This is a genomic window from Salinilacustrithrix flava (assembly GCF_041228405.1).
In the GTDB taxonomy this organism is placed as follows: Bacteria; Actinomycetota; Acidimicrobiia; order Acidimicrobiales; family Salinilacustritrichaceae; genus Salinilacustrithrix; species Salinilacustrithrix flava.
The window spans coordinates 58,617-73,755 of sequence record NZ_CP133888.1 but is presented as its reverse complement, the minus strand read 5'-3'; the positions used below and the strand labels follow the sequence as shown (position 1 = coordinate 73,755).

The window sequence follows — 15,139 nt, the reverse complement described above, 5'->3', positions numbered from 1 at the left end:
ACTTCATGAGTGGCATCTGTGACGGACGGGTCGCGATCGTGACCGGAGCCGGACGGGGGATCGGCCGCGAGCACTCCCTCATGCTCGCCGAGCAGGGGGCCAAGGTCGTGGTGAACGACCTCGGCGGCTCGATGGACGGCACCGGCGACGACGCCGGTCCGGCCCAGCAGGTGGTCGACGAGATCACGGCCATGGGTGGCGAGGCGGTCGCCAACACCGACGACATCTCGAGCTGGGACGGCGCCGAGCGCCTGATCAACCAGGCCGTGGAGCACTTCGGCCGCCTCGACGTGCTGATCAACAACGCCGGCATCCTGCGGGACCGGATGCTCACCAACATGACCGAGGCCGAGTGGGACGCGGTGATCCAGGTGCACCTCAAGGGCACCTTCGCCCCGAGCCGCCACGCCGCCGCCTACTGGCGGGAGCAGTCCAAGGCCGGCAACGAGGTCGACGGGCGCATCATCAACACGTCGTCGCCCTCGGGCATCTACGGCAACGTGGGCCAGACCAACTACGGCGCGGCCAAGGCCGGCATCGCCAGCTTCACGATCATCGCGGCCAAGGAGCTGGGCCGCTACGGCGTCACGGTCAACGCCATCGCCCCCGCCGCGCTGACCCGCATGACCGAGAACCTCGGGATGGGCCAGCTCCCGGAGGAGCAGAAGGAGCGCATGTCGCCGCGCTACATCGCCCCGATCGTGGTGTGGCTCGCCAGCGCTGACTCCAAGGACGTCACCGGACGGGTCTTCGACGTGTCCGGCCGGGCGCTGTCGGTGTCCGAGGGCTGGCACCGGGGCCCCACCATCGAGCTGCCGAGCGACGATCCGGCCGCCCTGGCCGACGACGTCAAGCGCATCGTCTCCGAGGCCCGGCCGAACGCCAACATGTCCGGCTACGACGAGGAGTAGGACGTGCCCATCAACCCCGATGCCGTCGGCGCCAAGAGCGAACCGACACGTCAGTCCTGGACCTCCAAGGACGCCCTCCTCTACGCCGTCGGCGTGGGCGCCGGCCAGGAGCCCCTCGAGGAGCTGCAGTACACGACGGAGAACTCCACCGACATCGACCAGAGGGTGCTGCCCACGATGGCGGTCGTCCTCGGTGGTGGCGGCGGGGCCTTCGCCCAGATCGGCAGCTTCAACCCGGCGATGCTGGTGCACGGCGAGCAGCAGATCTCCCTGCACCGGGAGATCCCGGTCGAGGGCGAGATCGAGACGGTGAGCGAGATCACCGGCATCTACGACAAGGGCAAGGGCGCGGTGGTGGTCAGCGAGGCGACCTCCACGCTCGTCTCCGACGGCGAGCCCCTCTTCTCCAAGACCATGTCGGCCTTCATCCGCGGTGAGGGCGGCTGGGGCGGGGACTCCGGGCCGGCGCTCGAGTGGGAGCGCCCCGACGGCGACCCCGATGAGGTCGTGACCTACACGACCCGCCCCGAGCAGGCGCTGATCTACCGCCTGTCGGGCGATCGCAACCCCTTGCACGCCGACCCGCAGTTCGCGGCGATGGGCGGCTTCGACCGGCCGATCCTGCACGGCCTGTGCACCTACGGCTTCACCGGTCGCGGTCTGCTCCGGGCCCTCTGCGACGGGGACTCGGCCCGGTTACGCTCCATGTACGGCCGCTTCTCCTCGCCGGTCCTGCCCGGCGAGGACCTCACCGTGAAGGTGTGGCGCACCGGCGACGGCCCCGATGGCGCGAGCACAGCCGTCTTCCAGACCGAGGGCAGCGACGGCCGCGTGGTGCTCGACAAGGGGACCTGCTCCTACACCTGAGCAGACCACCATGTCGGGTTCAGATTCGGTTCAGTCCGGGGGGCTCCCTAACCTGGGAGCCCCCCCCTGCCGTCCGACCACAGGAGCCGACGTGATCGACGAGAAGCTCGAATCCGTCATCAGCGAGGTCATCGCCCGCAACCCCGGGCAGACCGAGTTCCACCAGAGCGTGCGCGAGGTGCTCGAGTCGCTCGGACCCGTGGTGGCCAAGCACCCCGAGTTCCTCGACCACAAGGTGATCGAGCGCATCTGCGAGCCCGAGCGCCAGATCCTGTTCCGCGTGCCGTGGCAGGACGACAGCGGCGAGTTCCACATCAACCGCGGCATGCGGGTGGAGTTCAACAGCGCCCTCGGGCCGTTCAAGGGCGGCCTGCGGTTCCACCCGTCGGTGAACCTCGGCATCGTCAAGTTCCTCGGCTTCGAGCAGATCTTCAAGAACGCCCTCACCGGCATGCCGATCGGCGGCGGAAAGGGTGGCGCGAACTTCGACCCCAAGGGTCGCTCCGACAGCGAGATCATGCGGTTCTGCCAGAGCTTCATGACCGAGCTCTACCGCCACCTCGGCGAGTACACCGACGTGCCGGCCGGCGACATCGGCGTCGGCGGTCGGGAGATCGGCTACCTGTTCGGTCAGTACAAGCGCATCACGAACCGCTACGAGTCTGGCGTGCTCACCGGCAAGGGCATCGAGTGGGGCGGGGCGCTCGTGCGCACCGAGGCCACCGGCTACGGCGCGGTCCTGTTCGCCCAGGAGATGCTGCGGGCGCGGGGCGAGGACCTCGACGGGCGCACGTGCGTGGTGTCGGGCTCCGGCAACGTGGCCATCTACGCGATCGAGAAGACCCACCAGCTCGGCGGCAAGGTCGTCGCGTGCTCGGACTCGAGCGGCGTGGTGCACGACCCCGACGGCATCGACCTCGGCCTGCTCAAGCAGATCAAGGAGGTCGAGCGGGGACGCATCAGCACCTACGTCGAGCGCAAGCCGTCGGCCACCTACACCGATCGCGGCTGCATCTGGGACATCCCCTGCGACGTGGCGTTCCCGTCCGCGACGCAGAACGAGCTCACCGGCCGCGACGCCAAGGCGCTCGTCGCCAACGGCTGCATCGCCGTGTCGGAGGGCGCCAACATGCCCTCGACCCCTGAGGCCGTCGACGTCTTCCACGAGGCCGGCGTCGCCTTCGGCCCCGGCAAGGCTGCCAACGCGGGCGGCGTCGCGACCTCGGCGCTGGAGATGCAGCAGAACGCCTCACGCGACTCGTGGAGCTTCTCCTACACCGAGGACCGCCTGGCCGAGATCATGCGCTCGATCCACGCCACGTGCCACGCCACAGCTGAGGAGTACGGCGCCCCCGGCAACTACGTGATGGGTGCCAACATCGCCGGCTTCCTCAAGGTGGCCACCGCGATGGACGCGCTCGGGCTGGTCTGAGCCACCCGGGCCGAGACGTGGCCCTCAACCATCGGTCTGCGACCACGCCTGGAGTCGGCGCAGGAGGCTGAGCTTCTTGTGCTGGTGGCTGCCCATCCGGGCGAGGATGTCGTCCAGCGCGGTGACCGCAGCCCCCACGTAGGGCCCCTTGTTCAGCATCACGCACTCGGCGCGCTCCGACATCGCTGCGTCGGTGATCTCCGAGCGAGAGGCCTGTCCCGTCTTGGCCAGCGTCTCCAGCACCTGCGTGGCCCAGATCACGGGAACGTGGGCTGACTCGCACAGCCACAGGATCTCCTCCTGGACCTCGGCGAGGCGGATCCACCCGGCCTCGACAGCGAGGTCACCACGAGCGATCATGACGCCGACCACCGGGCGGCGCATGGCCGTGCGCAGCAGCTCGGGCAGCGCCTCGAATGCAGCGACCGTCTCGATCTTGAGCACGACGCCGAGATCCGAACCGATCTCGTCGAGTCGATCCAGGAGGGCACTGACGTCGTCTGGCCGGCGGACGAAGCTCAGTGCCACGACGTCGCCGAGCTCGGCGATGACCGGGAGGTCCTCGATGTCCTTCTCGGTGGTCGCCGTCACCGGCAGGGGGGTGTCGGGCAGGTTGATCCCCTTCCCGCCGCGCAGCCGCCGACCGCCGGGACGGGTGAAGGTCACGCGGAGGAGCACGCCGCGCTGGTCCACGGACTCCACCTCGGTGCGGATCGTGCCGTCGTCGAACAGCACGCGGTCGCCGGGGTGCAGTGCCGTGAGTGCCTCGGGCAGCGTGCAGCCGATCTCGGGGATCCAGCCGGGCGCCGGGTCGTCGAGCGCCTGGGCTGGCTCCAGGTCCTCCACCAGGCGGAGGCGATCACCGGTCCGGAGCAGGTGCGCGCGCTCGGCTCGGGGCAGGTCGACGACCGTCCCGACCCGACGTCCGTCGGCTCGGAGCTCGCTGCCCTCGGTGAACCACGTCGTGCGCCACACGTCGACGATGCAGCCGTGGTCGAGACGCGCCGAGACGATGGCGCGCCTGGTGGCGCCGCGGGCGTCGACGAGGGAGATCTCGGTGCGTCCGGCCAGGTCCAGGTCGGCATCGGCGACCGGGATGACCGCAAGCTCCGTGTCCGGCTCGACCGTCGGGTCGGCGAGCAGGAGCGCCTGCCCCGGAGCGACGGGTCGGCCGTAGGCGTTCCGGCGGGGCCGCACGCGCAGCACGGGTGGGCCGGGTTCGATCGACCCGGTGCGCAGCTTCGGCCCGGCCAGGTCCATCAGCACCCGGACCTCCCGCCCGGTGCGATCGGCTGCGCGGCGCACGTGCAGCGCCATGCGCTCCCAGCGCTCTCGCTCGTCGTGCGCGCAGTTGATGCGGGCGATGTCCATCCCACGACGGACGAGGTCCATCACGAGGTCGGGGTCGTCGGCTGCCTCCGACGGCAGGGTCACCATGATGCGGGTCGGCCGGTGCTCCTGCTCGGGGCCGAGCAGGAGCACGCTGTTGTCGCGCAGCTGCGCCCATCCGGCGGCGAAGGCGGGAGGCGGTGGGACGTCGTCCGGGAGCGGCACGTCCGCCAGGGCGCGAAGTGTGCGCCGAACCGCGTGCAAGGTCGCCGCGACGTGGGCCTCGGCGCGTCCCAGCGAGGACAGGCCGAGCTCGGCGAGCCGGTGCTGCAGGCCCCGCACGTCCTGGCTGCGCAGCGCGAGGTAGCGAGCCATGTTCTGCGCACTGACCCGCTGCTCGGGGTGGATGTGCTCGAGCGAGATCTCCTCGCCTGCCGCTCGCACCATGGCGTCGAGCGCGTCGAGCTCGGCGATCAGATCCTCGAGCTCCTCGTCCTGATCGCCACCATCTTCCACAGCTCCACCTCTATCGGTTCTGGCCGGCGTCCGGGTGAACGGTGGGCGACGCTCGATCGACGCGAGGGGGAACGGGCGGGTCAGCCGTAGTAGGTCGCCAGGTAGCGGTCGAGCGCGTCGCGGATGGCGGCGAACTTCTGCTCGTGGCGCTCCCGGAACAGGCCCAGCTTCAGCTCCGAGGTGGCCACCCACTCGCTGGTGATCGCATCGACCGCGCCCACGGCGACGGTCAGGCGCGTGTTCCGGGTCTCGAGCTCGATGCGGCCGCGGTCCGGGTCGGTGCCGGCGATGGTGAAGCCGGCGCTCGGCAGGCAGCGCAGCAGGGCGTCGTAGACGACGGGCCAGGGCTGGTGGACGACCTCGACCTCGCTGCGGGCGCCCACGTCAGAACAGCCGCAGCTCGGAGGATTCGATGCCGCGCAGCTCGTCGTAGTCGACCTCGACGCAGGCGATGCCGCGGTCGGCGGCGAGCACCTTGGCCTGGGGCTTGATCTGCTCGGCCACGAAGACGCCGCGCACGGGCGAGAGGCGGGGGTCCTTGTTGAGGAACCCCAGGTAGCGGGTGAGCTGCTCCACGCCGTCGATCTCGCCCCGGCGCTTGACCTCGACCGCCACGGCCACCCCGTCGGTGTCCCGGCAGAGCAGGTCGACCGGGCCGATGTCGGTGGGGTACTCGCGGCGCACGAGCTGGAAGCCCTCGCCGATCACCTCGCAGCGCTCGGCGAGCAGGGCCTGCAGGTGGGCTTCGACCCCGTCCTTCTGCAAGCCGGGCTCGGGGCCGAGGTCGTGGGCCGAATCGCTGACCAGGTCCTCGATGGTGATCTCGAGCTCGTCGCCACCCTTGCCCCGCACGAGCCAGCGGGGCAGCCCGTCGTCGTCGGTCGATTCGGCGATCGAGCACGGCGGGTTCATCCAGTTGAGGGGCTTGTAGGCCCGGTCGTCGGAGTGGATGGAGATCGAGCCGTCGGCCTTCACGAGGATGAGGCGCTGGGCGCTCGGGAGGTGGGCGGCGAGCTTGCCGCGGTAGGCGACGGAGCAGCGGGCGATGACGAGGCGCACGACGGGCGAGGCTAGGTCCGGGGCCCGCGAACGGCGCGAACGCCGGACTGGGTGGCGAGGTGGGTCATGGGTCGGTCGTGGTGCTCGGTGGGCAGCCGGGGGACGATGCGCTCGTCCACGGTGACGCCGACGACCGCCGCGCCGGGACGGAGGCGGGGGAGCAGCCGGTCGAAGTGGCCACCGCCCCGGCCGAGGCGGACGCCGTGGCGGTCGAACAGCCGTCCGGGCACGAGGAGGACGTCGAAGTCGACGGGGTCCACGATGGGGAGGTCGGCGCCGGGTTGGTCGAATCCGAGCCGGTTGCGCTCGCGCCGGCCCTCGTCGCGGCGCCAGCTGATCGTGCCGTCGGGCTCCATGCAGGGCAGGGCGACCACATCGGCGCCGATGTCGAGGAGTCCAGCGAGGTCGACCTCGCCGGGCAGCGGCACGTAGGCGGCCACGACGCCGGGCCGCCGCCCGAGGAACGTCGTGATCCCGTCGCGCACGGCGAGCGTGGCCGTCTCGTCGGGCGGGGCCAGCGTGCGGGCCCAGACCCGCCACTCCCGCTTGGTGAGCGATGCCCGCATGCCTGCGTCGGCGTCCTCGATCCACGGTTCGACCAGGCGGGTGTCGTCGGTCGGGCGGCCGGCGGCGATGTCGTCGAGGTACCGGCGGTCGGCGTCGAGCCGCCGGCGCCACATGGCCCCGTCGCACACGTGCCCGTGGCCGGTCACGACGACGTCCACGGGCCCGAGCGCAGCCAGCCGCTCGAGCCCCTCGTGGTAGGCGAGCAGCGCCTGCGGGCCGGGGACGCCGTGCTCCAGCAGCGGGACCTCGATGTCGCTGCCCATGTCCCCGGCGACGAGCAACCCGAGCTCGGGCACGTGGAGGGCCGCGTGGCCCGTGGCGTGGGCGTCGTGGACGACCGGCAACGCATCCGGACCGGTCCACGGGAGCGCGCCCTCGACGGGGATGAGCGAGAGCCCGAGGCGCTCGTCGTCGACCTCGACCACGGCCTCGGCCTGGTCCACCAGCTCGTGGTGGTGGGCGATGCCCTCCGTCACCGTGGCCGGCGACGCCCAACGGGGCACGTCGCCGAGGTCTCGGTGCCAGAGCACGTGGTCCCAGTGGGCGTGGGTCGCGAACCCGCCGACGGGCTGGAGCCGGCGGGCGAGCAGCTCGCCGGCGAGGGACTCGAGCTCGTCGAGGTGGACGCCGGGGTCCACGACGAGGGCGTCGCTGCCGTGGACGACGACCACGGTGTTGGTCGCCATGAAGCGGCTGGTGGCGACCAGGACGCCGGGCGCGACCTCGCCGAGGCGGTTCGCGGACACCGCTACTGGAGGCTGCGACCCTCGAGCCGCTTCCGGATGGTCTCGCGGCGCTGCTGGAGGTCCCGGTAGGTGAGGCGGTCGACGTCGTCGGAGATGCCGAAGCCGGCCTTCACGCCCTCCATGTCGAGCTCCCACGCGTCGGGCGCCATCCCGATCTGGGCCGCGATCTTCTCGCCGTGGGTGGTTGCGAAGTACATCGTGATGTGGGCGATCTCCTCGAGGATGTCCAGGTCCGGGGCGAGGGTGGCGATGGCGCCGTCGACGAACATCAGGTTCTTGGTGAAGAGCATCAGCTCCTTGGGGATCTTGGCGCCGTAGCCGAGCAGGGCCTTGATGACCCGTTGGATCTCGGCGACGAGCGCGTCGCCGTCGACCTTGGTGGGGTCGAACACCTCGGGGCTGTCGAGGCCGAGGTCGCGGGCCACCGCGTCGAGGTCGGTGTCGGGCGGCAGCGCGCCGAGGTCGCGGAACGCGGCGAGCTGGCCGATCGGGTCGTTCGACGTGCCCGACATGAGCAGCCGGAGGAAGGCGTTGCGCTTGAAGTCGTCGAGGCGGCCCGTGATGCCGAAGTCGAGCAGGGCCGTGCGGCCGTCTGGCATCACGAACAGGTTCCCGCCGTGCAGGTCCCCGTGGAAGATGCCGTGGATCAGCGCACCCTCCATGAAGCCGATCATCCCGGTGCGGACCACCTGCACGGTGTCGACGCCGGCGCCCTTCATGCCGGCGACGTCGTCGAACTTGAAGCCGTCGAGGCGCTCCATCACCAGGACCCGGGGGGTCACCAGCTGGGGGTGGGGGCGGGGGATGACGTAGTCGCGCTGGCCGAGCTCGGCGAAGCTGGCGGCGACGTCGAGCATGTTCTCGGCCTCGAGGCGGAAGTCGAGCTCCTCGCTGATGGTCTCGGCGAACAGCTCGACCAGCGCCGGCGGGTTGGCCAGCGCCGAGACCGGGATGCGTCCGATGAGCTTCGGTGCCAGCCAGGCCATGACCCGCAGGTCCTCCTTGACCCGGAAGGCCACGGACGGACGCTGCACCTTGACCACGACGTCCTCGCCCGTGTGCAGCGTCGCCCGGTGGACCTGGGCGATGGAGGCGGCCGCGAGCGGTTCGGTGTCGAAGTGGCTGAACAGCTCGTGGATCGGCGTGCCGAGCTCGGCCTCGACCACGGCCCGGATCTCGTCCCACGGCTCCGGCGGCACCTGGTCGCGGCACTTCTTGGTCTCGGCGACCAGCTCCTCGGGGAACAGGCCCTCGCCGCTGGAGATGATCTGGGCGAGCTTGATGTAGGTGGGTCCGAGCGCCTCGGCGGCGATGCGGAGCCGGCGGGACAGGTCGGCCCGGGAGATCGAGCCGCCGGTGCGCCGCTTGCCGACGTACCACCGCCCCACCGCCCAGCCGAGGTGGCGGGTGACGGTGGTGACCCGCCGGACCGGCGGGATCCAGTGCGGGCGGGTGAGCCGGGGGATCTCGGCCCGGACCTCGCGCCGGACGCGGGCGAGCGGCGGCAACCACGTGAGCTGGTCGCGCTCGATCGTCCACGGGGGCGTGTCGGAGAACGAACCGAGCTCGTGGTCTGCGGGGGGCTCGGTCGGGTCGGGCGACGCCATCGGCCCATCATCGCAGGCACCTGTCGCTTCCACACCTCGCCATCCGCGACAGGATGCGGTCATGACCGTTCTCGAGGGGATCCGCGTCGTCGAGCTGGGGGCGTGGGTGGCCGGACCCGGTGCCGGCGGCCTGCTGGCGGACTGGGGTGCCGACGTCATCAAGGTGGAGGCGCCGGAAGGCGATCCGATGCGCCGGCTCTTCGCCGTCCTGTCCGGGCACGGCGAGCCGCAGTCGCCGCCGTTCGATCTCGACAACCGCGGCAAGCGCTCCGTCGTGCTCGACCTGCGCAGCGAGGAGGGTCGGCGCGACCTGCACGACCTCGTCGCCACCGCCGACGTGTTCCTGACCAACCTGCGACCCGACGCCGTCGAGCGCCTGGGCTTCGGCCCCGACGTGCTGCTCGAGGCGAACGAGCGGCTGGTCTACGCCCAGGTCTCCGGCTTCGGCCGCACCGGCCCCGACGCCCACCGGGCCGGCTACGACCTGGGCGCCTTCTTCGCCCGGTCGGGCATGGCCAGCCAGGCCGTGCCGCCGGACCAGCCGCCGGTGGCCAACGCCGGCGGCGTCGGGGACCACATCACCGGCACCACGATCACCGCCGGCATCTGCGCCGCGCTGTTCGCCCGGGAGCGGTCGGGTCGGGGTCAGCTGGTCGACACGTCGCTGCTGCGGGCCGGGATCTACACGATGGGGTGGCCGCTCACGATCCAGCTCCGCTACGGCAAGCACCTGCCGACCGACCCGCGCACGACGGTCGGAAACCCGTTGATCAACTCCTACGAGGCCGGCGACGGCCGCTGGTTCTGGCTGCTCGGCCTCGAGGCCGACCGGCACTGGCCGCCGCTGCTGCGGGCGATCGGGCGGCCGGAGCTGGCCGAGGACGAGCGGTTCGGGTCGGCGAAGGGTCGACGCATCAACGCGCCGGCACTGATCGCCCTGCTCGACGAGACCTTCGCCACCGCCGACCGTGACCACTGGACGGCCCGCTTCGACGAGCACGACGTGTGGTGGGCGCCGGTGAACACCCTCGCCGAGGTCGTGGAGGACCCCCAGGCCCTGGCGGCGGGGGCGTTCGTGGACGTCCCCGAGGGGAAGGGGTCAGCGGCGCACCGGGCGGTGATGACGCCGGTGGACTTCGGGTCGACGCCGGCCGGCCCGCGACGCGGCGTCCCGGGGTTGGGGGAGCACACCGACGAGGTGCTCGCCGAGGTGCGTCAGCGCTGACGCAAGCGCTCCAGCTCCTCGTGCTCGTTCCGGGCGCGGCGCCGGCGACGTCGCCAGATGGCCGACGCCAGCACGGTCATCAGCGACGCGCCGAGCGCCGTCACCAGGAACAGGACGTAGAGGGGGACGTCGGCTTCGAAGGTCAGGAACTGGAACGGGACGCTCGCGGTGTTCTGGGCCAGCAGGATCACCACGGCGATGGCGAGCAGCGCCAGGGCGATGACGGTGGGGGTGACGCCGGTGCCGGCGTAGCGGTTGACGACCTCGGAGTCGTCGCGATCTCGGTCCTTGGCAGCCATGTCAGCCCCGTACCCCCGGACGATGCGTCATAGAAGGCGTCAGAACTCCGGCGGCCGGCGCTCGGACAGCGCCCGGGCGCCCTCGACGAAGTCGGGCCCGGTCGACATCTCCCGCAGCAGCGCCATCGAGTGCCGCACGGAGGCGGCGGGGTCGTCGTGCAGCAGATCGCCCCAGAGCTGGGCCTTGGTGGCGGCGACGGAGGCCGGCGACACGTGGCGGGCCAGATCGGTGACGTAGCGCTCGACGTGGGGACCGAGGTCGTCCGCGGGCAACGCCGCCGAGAGCAGGCCGGCCTCGGCGGCCTCGTCGGTGAGGAAGATCCGCCCGGACAGCAGCCAGTCCGCTGCCCGTCCGGCGCCCACCAGGCGGGGGAGCAGCCAGGACAGCCCGTACTCGGCGGGGAAGCCCAGCTTCGGCGCCGCCGTGGTGAGCTTGGCGCCCTGCACCCCGAAGCGGATGTCAGCGAAGCAGGCGATGACCAGGCCGACGCCGGCGGCGGCGCCGTTCACGACGGCCACCACCGGGGTGCGCATGCCGAGCTGGAACGCGAAGTCGGCGGCGAAGGGAGCGTCGACGTCGGGCATCGGCGGTTCGGACCCGCGCAGGCCGTCGTCGTAGCCGCCCTTGTCGACGTGGCCCTCCAACGCCTTGGCGTCGGCGCCGACGCAGAACGCCGTGCGGCCGTCCGGGTTCTCGGCGCCGGTCACGACCACCACGCGCACCTCGGGGTCGGCCTCGGCCTCGGTCATCGCCCAGCGGTACTCGAGGTGCATGCGGCCGGTCCACGCGTTGCCCCGGTGGGCCCGGTCGAGGGTGAGCCGGGCGACGCGGTCGGCGACCTCGTAGCGGATCGCCTTCAGCTCCACCGGTTCACGATCTGCGCGAATGGTCCACCTCCTCACGCGACTCGGTTCGGCGGCTTCGCCGCTGAAGGGCACGTGCTCATGGGTCGCCTCGCCTGTCGGCTCGGCTCCCTGTCCCGAGCGCGGCGAGGGAGCGCTCGGCCAGCTCGGCCCGGCACACCAGCAGGTCGGGCAGGTACGGATCGGGCCGGTTGTAGACCAGCGGCGAGCCGTCGAGGCGGCTGGCGTGCAGGCCGTGGTGGAGGGCGACGGCGACCGGGGCCGCGGAGTCCCACTCGTACTGACCGCCGGAGTGCGGGTAGCAGTCGACCTCGCCCCGGAGGATCGCCATCGTCTTCGCTCCGGCGGAGCCCATCTCCACCAGCACGCCGTCGAGAGCGGCGCGCACCGTCTCGGCCTCCGCCGGGGGCCGGGTGCGGCTGACCACGATGCGGGGCTTTCCGATCGGCGCCAGCTCGAGGACCGGATCGGCGGTGGACAGCACGGTGCCGAGGGCGGGCAGGGCGACCGCCCCGCAGACCGGGGCGCCGTCGACGCACAGGGCCACGTGCACGGCCCAGTCGCTGCGGCCCGCTTCGGAGAACTCGCGCGTGCCGTCGAGCGGGTCGATGATCCAGACCCGGGAGGCACCGAGGCGCACCCCGTCGTCGTGGGTGGCGCGGGCCTCCTCGGACAGCACGGCGTCGCCGGGGGCCATGTGCGCGTCGAGCTCGGCCAGGAGCAGGTCGTTGGCGCGCCGATCGCCCTCGTCCTTCAGCTCCTTCGGGTCGGCCCCGTCGGCCACCATCTGGTCACGCAGGCCGACGAGCAGGTCGCCGGCCGCGACGGCCAGCCGCTTGGCCAATGCGTGGTCGGTGTCGGACACGGCGGCGTGGGCTGGCACGCTGGATTGTCTACCAACCGGCACCGACCGTACATTTGCCCACTCACGTCCGGACGACGAGCAGGACCCGATGAGCTACCAGCTGTCCCACCTCCGAGCCCTCGAGGCCGAGGGGATCCACATCATGCGCGAGGTGGCGGCCGAGTTCGAGCGCCCCGTGCTGCTGTTCTCGGGCGGCAAGGACTCCATCGTCATGCTCGAGCTGGCGATCCGGGCGTTCGCGCCGGCGAAGATCCCGTTCCCGGTGATGCACGTCGACACCGGCCACAACTTCCCCGAGGTCATCGAGTTCCGCGACAGCCGCCTCGAGCGGGCGGGGGCCCGCCTCATCGTGGCCTCGGTGCAGGACTCGATCGACCAGGGCCGGGTCACCGAGGTCACCGGTCCGCGGGCCAGCCGCAACCAGCTGCAGACCGTGACGCTGCTCGACGCCATCGAGGAGCACGGCTTCGACGCCGTGTTCGGCGGGGCTCGGCGCGACGAGGAGAAGGCTCGAGCCAAGGAGCGGGTGTTCTCCTTCCGTGACGACTTCGGCCAGTGGGACCCCAAGGGCCAACGTCCCGAGGTGTGGAGCCTCTACAACGGCCGCCACCGCAAGGGCGAGCACATCCGGGTCTTCCCGATCAGCAACTGGACCGAGCTCGACGTGTGGCAGTACCTCCACGAGGAGGACGTCGAGATCCCGCCGATCTACTTCGCCCACGAGCGCCGGGTGTTCGAGCGCGACGGCATGCTGCTCTCGGAGTCGCCCCACATCGAGCTGCTCGAGGGCGAGACGGTCTTCACCGAGACCGTGCGCTACCGCACCATCGGCGACATGACCTGCACCGGGGCCGTCGAGTCCGGGGCGGCCACGCTGCAGGCGATCATCGAAGAGGTCGCCGCAACCCGCATCACCGAGCGAGGCGCCACCCGCGCCGACGACCGCGTGAGCGAGGCCGCAATGGAGGACCGCAAGAAGGAGGGCTACTTCTGATGGAGCTCCTGCGCTTCGCCACGGCCGGCTCGGTCGACGACGGCAAGTCCACCCTCATCGGTCGGCTGCTCTACGACTCCAAGACGATCTTCCAGGACCAGCTGGAGGCGGTCGAGCGCACCTCGGTCGAGCGCGGCGACGAGTACACGAACCTGGCGCTGCTCACCGACGGCCTCCGCGCCGAGCGCGAGCAGGGCATCACCATCGACGTCGCCTACCGCTACTTCGCCACCCCCCGGCGCAAGTTCATCATCGCCGACACCCCCGGCCACATCCAGTACACGCGCAACATGGTCACGGGTGCCTCCACGGCGAACGTGGCCCTGGTGCTCGTGGATGCCCGCAACGGCATCGTCGAGCAGTCCCGCCGCCACGCCTTCCTCGCCTCCCTGCTGCGCATCCCGCACCTCGTCGTGTGCATCAACAAGATGGACCTGGTCGATTGGAGCGAGGACCGCTACGAGGAGATCAAGGCCGAGTTCCGCCAGTTCGCCACCAAGCTCGACATCAACGACCTGACCTTCATCCCGGTCTCGGCGCTGCTCGGCGACAACGTGGTCGACCGGTCCGACAACATGAAGTGGTACGAGGGTCTGCCGCTGCTGCGGTTCCTCGAGGAGGTCCACATCGCGTCGGACCGCAACCTCATCGACAGCCGCTTCCCCGTGCAGTACGTCATCCGCCCGATGAGCTCCTCGGGCATGGACTACCGGGGCTACGCCGGCACCGTGTCCGGTGGCGTGTTCAAGCCGGGCGACGAGGTCGTCGTGCTGCCGTCGGGGTTCACCTCGACCATCGCGGCGATCGACGGGCCGAACGGGCCCATCGACGAGGCCTACCCGCCGATGTCGGTCACGATCCGGCTCACCGACGAGATCGACATCAGCCGGGGCGACATGATCTGCCGTCCGAAGAACCAGCCGATCGCGTCCCAGGACGTCGAGGCCATGGTGTGCTGGATGTCCGAGGTCGGCTCGCTCCAGCCCCGCCAGAAGCTGGCCATCAAGCACACCACCCGCTGGGCGCGGGCGATGGTGAACGACGTCCAGTACCGCCTCGACGTGAACACGCTGCACCGCGACGAGGAGGCCTCGGCGCTCGCGCTGAACGAGATCGGCCGGGTGTCGCTGCGCACCACCGCGCCGCTCTTCTTCGACGAGTACCGGCGCAACCGCTTCACCGGCAGCTTCATCCTCGTGGACGAGTCCACCAACAACACCGTGGCCGCCGGGATGATCCTCGGGGAAAGTTGACCCGGGTCACCCCGAACACGGTCTGGCACCCTTCGGCGCTGGATCGCTCGGCGCGACCCTCCCTCGGTGCCACCGTCTGGTTCACCGGCCTGTCCGGCTCGGGGAAGTCGACCGTGGCCGTGGAGCTCGAGCGGCTGCTCGTGTCCGCTGGTCGCCCGGCGTACCTGCTCGACGGGGACAACCTGCGCCAGGGCCTGAACGGCGACCTCGGGTTCAGCGCGGAGGACCGCACGGAGAACGTCCGACGGGTCGGCGAGGTCGCCCGCCTGTTCGCCGACGCCGGCGTCGTCGCGCTGGTGCCCGTCATCTCGCCGTACCGCGCCGACCGTGACCGGGTCCGCTCGATCCACCACCTGGCCGGTCTGGCCTTCCTCGAGGTCTTCGTCGACACGCCGCTCGAGGTGTGCGAGGCCCGGGACCCCAAGGGGCTCTACGCCAAGGCGAGGGCCGGGGAGATCACCGGCTTCACCGGCATCGACGACCCCTACGAGGCGCCCGCGTCACCGGAGCTGCGCTTGACCCCCGAGGACGGTGCCCCGGACGCTCAAGCCGCCCAGGTGCTCGCGCTCCTGGAGACGCTGGCCGGCTGAACCTCGGTTCCGGAA

15 protein-coding genes are annotated in these 15,139 nt (G+C 71.2%); 7 read left to right on the top strand and 8 right to left on the bottom strand.

Annotated elements, in window-relative coordinates; translation table 11 throughout:
• Nucleotides 1-5 precede the first annotated feature (5 nt).
• From RGQ06_RS00375 to gdhA, 3 genes are all read left to right on the top strand, one after another.
• Nucleotides 6-911: an SDR family oxidoreductase gene (locus RGQ06_RS00375; RefSeq protein WP_432428219.1), complete on the top strand. Its 906-nt coding sequence runs from the start codon at nt 6-8 to the stop codon at nt 909-911.
• Between the two features lie 3 nt (nt 912-914).
• Complete coding sequence (locus RGQ06_RS00370; protein WP_432428218.1) at nt 915-1,778, top strand: MaoC/PaaZ C-terminal domain-containing protein; 864 nt, start codon at nt 915-917, stop codon at nt 1,776-1,778.
• A 91-nt stretch (nt 1,779-1,869) separates the two neighbouring features.
• Nucleotides 1,870-3,210 carry an NADP-specific glutamate dehydrogenase gene (gene gdhA / locus RGQ06_RS00365; RefSeq protein ID WP_432428217.1) on the top strand — a complete coding sequence of 447 codons (1,341 nt, stop codon included), beginning with the start codon at nt 1,870-1,872 and terminating at the stop codon, nt 3,208-3,210.
• Nucleotides 3,211-3,234: 24 nt separating this feature from the next.
• On the opposite strand, the gene RGQ06_RS00360 is transcribed toward gdhA, so the two are convergent.
• From RGQ06_RS00360 to RGQ06_RS00340, 5 genes are all read right to left on the bottom strand, one after another.
• Nucleotides 3,235-5,055, bottom strand: coding sequence for a pyruvate kinase (locus RGQ06_RS00360; RefSeq protein WP_432428216.1), 1,821 nt, complete (start codon nt 5,053-5,055; stop codon nt 3,235-3,237).
• A gap of 80 nt (nt 5,056-5,135) precedes the next feature.
• On the bottom strand, nt 5,136-5,438 hold the full coding sequence (locus RGQ06_RS00355; protein WP_432428215.1) for a hypothetical protein: 303 nt from the start codon (nt 5,436-5,438) through the stop codon (nt 5,136-5,138).
• Between the two features lies 1 nt (nt 5,439).
• Nucleotides 5,440-6,114, bottom strand: coding sequence for an endonuclease NucS (gene nucS, locus RGQ06_RS00350; protein ID WP_432428214.1), 675 nt, complete (start codon nt 6,112-6,114; stop codon nt 5,440-5,442).
• A gap of 11 nt (nt 6,115-6,125) precedes the next feature.
• The gene (locus tag RGQ06_RS00345; protein ID WP_432428213.1) at nt 6,126-7,427 is read right to left on the bottom strand and encodes a 5-formyltetrahydrofolate cyclo-ligase; all 1,302 of its coding nucleotides are present in this window, start codon (nt 7,425-7,427) and stop codon (nt 6,126-6,128) included.
• A gap of 2 nt (nt 7,428-7,429) precedes the next feature.
• Nucleotides 7,430-9,034, bottom strand: a complete 1,605-nt coding sequence (locus tag RGQ06_RS00340; RefSeq protein WP_432428212.1) for an ABC1 kinase family protein — start codon at nt 9,032-9,034, stop codon at nt 7,430-7,432.
• A gap of 61 nt (nt 9,035-9,095) precedes the next feature.
• On the opposite strand from RGQ06_RS00340, the gene RGQ06_RS00335 reads away from it, so the two are divergent.
• Complete coding sequence (locus RGQ06_RS00335; protein WP_432428211.1) at nt 9,096-10,259, top strand: CaiB/BaiF CoA transferase family protein; 1,164 nt, start codon at nt 9,096-9,098, stop codon at nt 10,257-10,259.
• Here RGQ06_RS00335 and RGQ06_RS00330 read toward each other — a convergent pair.
• The 3 genes from RGQ06_RS00330 to RGQ06_RS00320 form a co-directional block, all read right to left on the bottom strand.
• A complete protein-coding gene (locus RGQ06_RS00330) occupies nt 10,250-10,558 on the bottom strand; it encodes a lipopolysaccharide assembly protein LapA domain-containing protein (protein WP_432428210.1) in 309 nt (102 codons plus the stop codon). The genes RGQ06_RS00335 and RGQ06_RS00330 overlap by 10 nt on opposite strands.
• 39 nt (nt 10,559-10,597) lie before the next feature.
• The gene (locus RGQ06_RS00325; RefSeq protein WP_432428209.1) at nt 10,598-11,425 is read right to left on the bottom strand and encodes an enoyl-CoA hydratase-related protein; all 828 of its coding nucleotides are present in this window, start codon (nt 11,423-11,425) and stop codon (nt 10,598-10,600) included.
• A 76-nt stretch (nt 11,426-11,501) separates the two neighbouring features.
• On the bottom strand, nt 11,502-12,305 hold the full coding sequence (locus RGQ06_RS00320) for a 3'(2'),5'-bisphosphate nucleotidase CysQ (RefSeq protein ID WP_432428208.1): 804 nt from the start codon (nt 12,303-12,305) through the stop codon (nt 11,502-11,504).
• 70 nt (nt 12,306-12,375) lie between these two features.
• Here RGQ06_RS00320 and cysD point away from each other — a divergent pair, with 70 nt between their 5' ends.
• Genes cysD through cysC form a run of 3 tightly spaced genes read left to right on the top strand, consistent with a single transcriptional unit; the run spans nt 12,376 to nt 15,124 of the window.
• The gene (gene cysD / locus RGQ06_RS00315; protein WP_432428207.1) at nt 12,376-13,281 is read left to right on the top strand and encodes a sulfate adenylyltransferase subunit CysD; all 906 of its coding nucleotides are present in this window, start codon (nt 12,376-12,378) and stop codon (nt 13,279-13,281) included.
• Nucleotides 13,281-14,534 carry a sulfate adenylyltransferase subunit 1 gene (locus RGQ06_RS00310; protein ID WP_432428206.1) on the top strand — a complete coding sequence of 418 codons (1,254 nt, stop codon included), beginning with the start codon at nt 13,281-13,283 and terminating at the stop codon, nt 14,532-14,534. Before cysD ends, RGQ06_RS00310 begins: the two co-directional genes overlap by 1 nt.
• On the top strand, nt 14,531-15,124 hold the full coding sequence (gene cysC / locus RGQ06_RS00305; protein ID WP_432428205.1) for an adenylyl-sulfate kinase: 594 nt from the start codon (nt 14,531-14,533) through the stop codon (nt 15,122-15,124). Before RGQ06_RS00310 ends, cysC begins: the two co-directional genes overlap by 4 nt.
• Nucleotides 15,125-15,139 lie beyond the last annotated feature (15 nt).

Bases quoted from the DNA above. Each gene is read 5' to 3' on its own strand.
- RGQ06_RS00375 (WP_432428219.1), top strand. From the start codon at position 6: ATGAGTGGCATCTGTGACGGACGGGTCGCGATCGTGACCGGAGCCGGA.
- RGQ06_RS00340 (WP_432428212.1), bottom strand. From the start codon at position 9,034: ATGGCGTCGCCCGACCCGACCGAGCCCCCCGCAGACCACGAGCTCGGT.
- RGQ06_RS00335 (WP_432428211.1), top strand. From the start codon at position 9,096: ATGACCGTTCTCGAGGGGATCCGCGTCGTCGAGCTGGGGGCGTGGGTG.
- RGQ06_RS00330 (WP_432428210.1), bottom strand. From the start codon at position 10,558: ATGGCTGCCAAGGACCGAGATCGCGACGACTCCGAGGTCGTCAACCGC.
- cysD (WP_432428207.1), top strand. From the start codon at position 12,376: ATGAGCTACCAGCTGTCCCACCTCCGAGCCCTCGAGGCCGAGGGGATC.
- RGQ06_RS00310 (WP_432428206.1), top strand. From the start codon at position 13,281: ATGGAGCTCCTGCGCTTCGCCACGGCCGGCTCGGTCGACGACGGCAAG.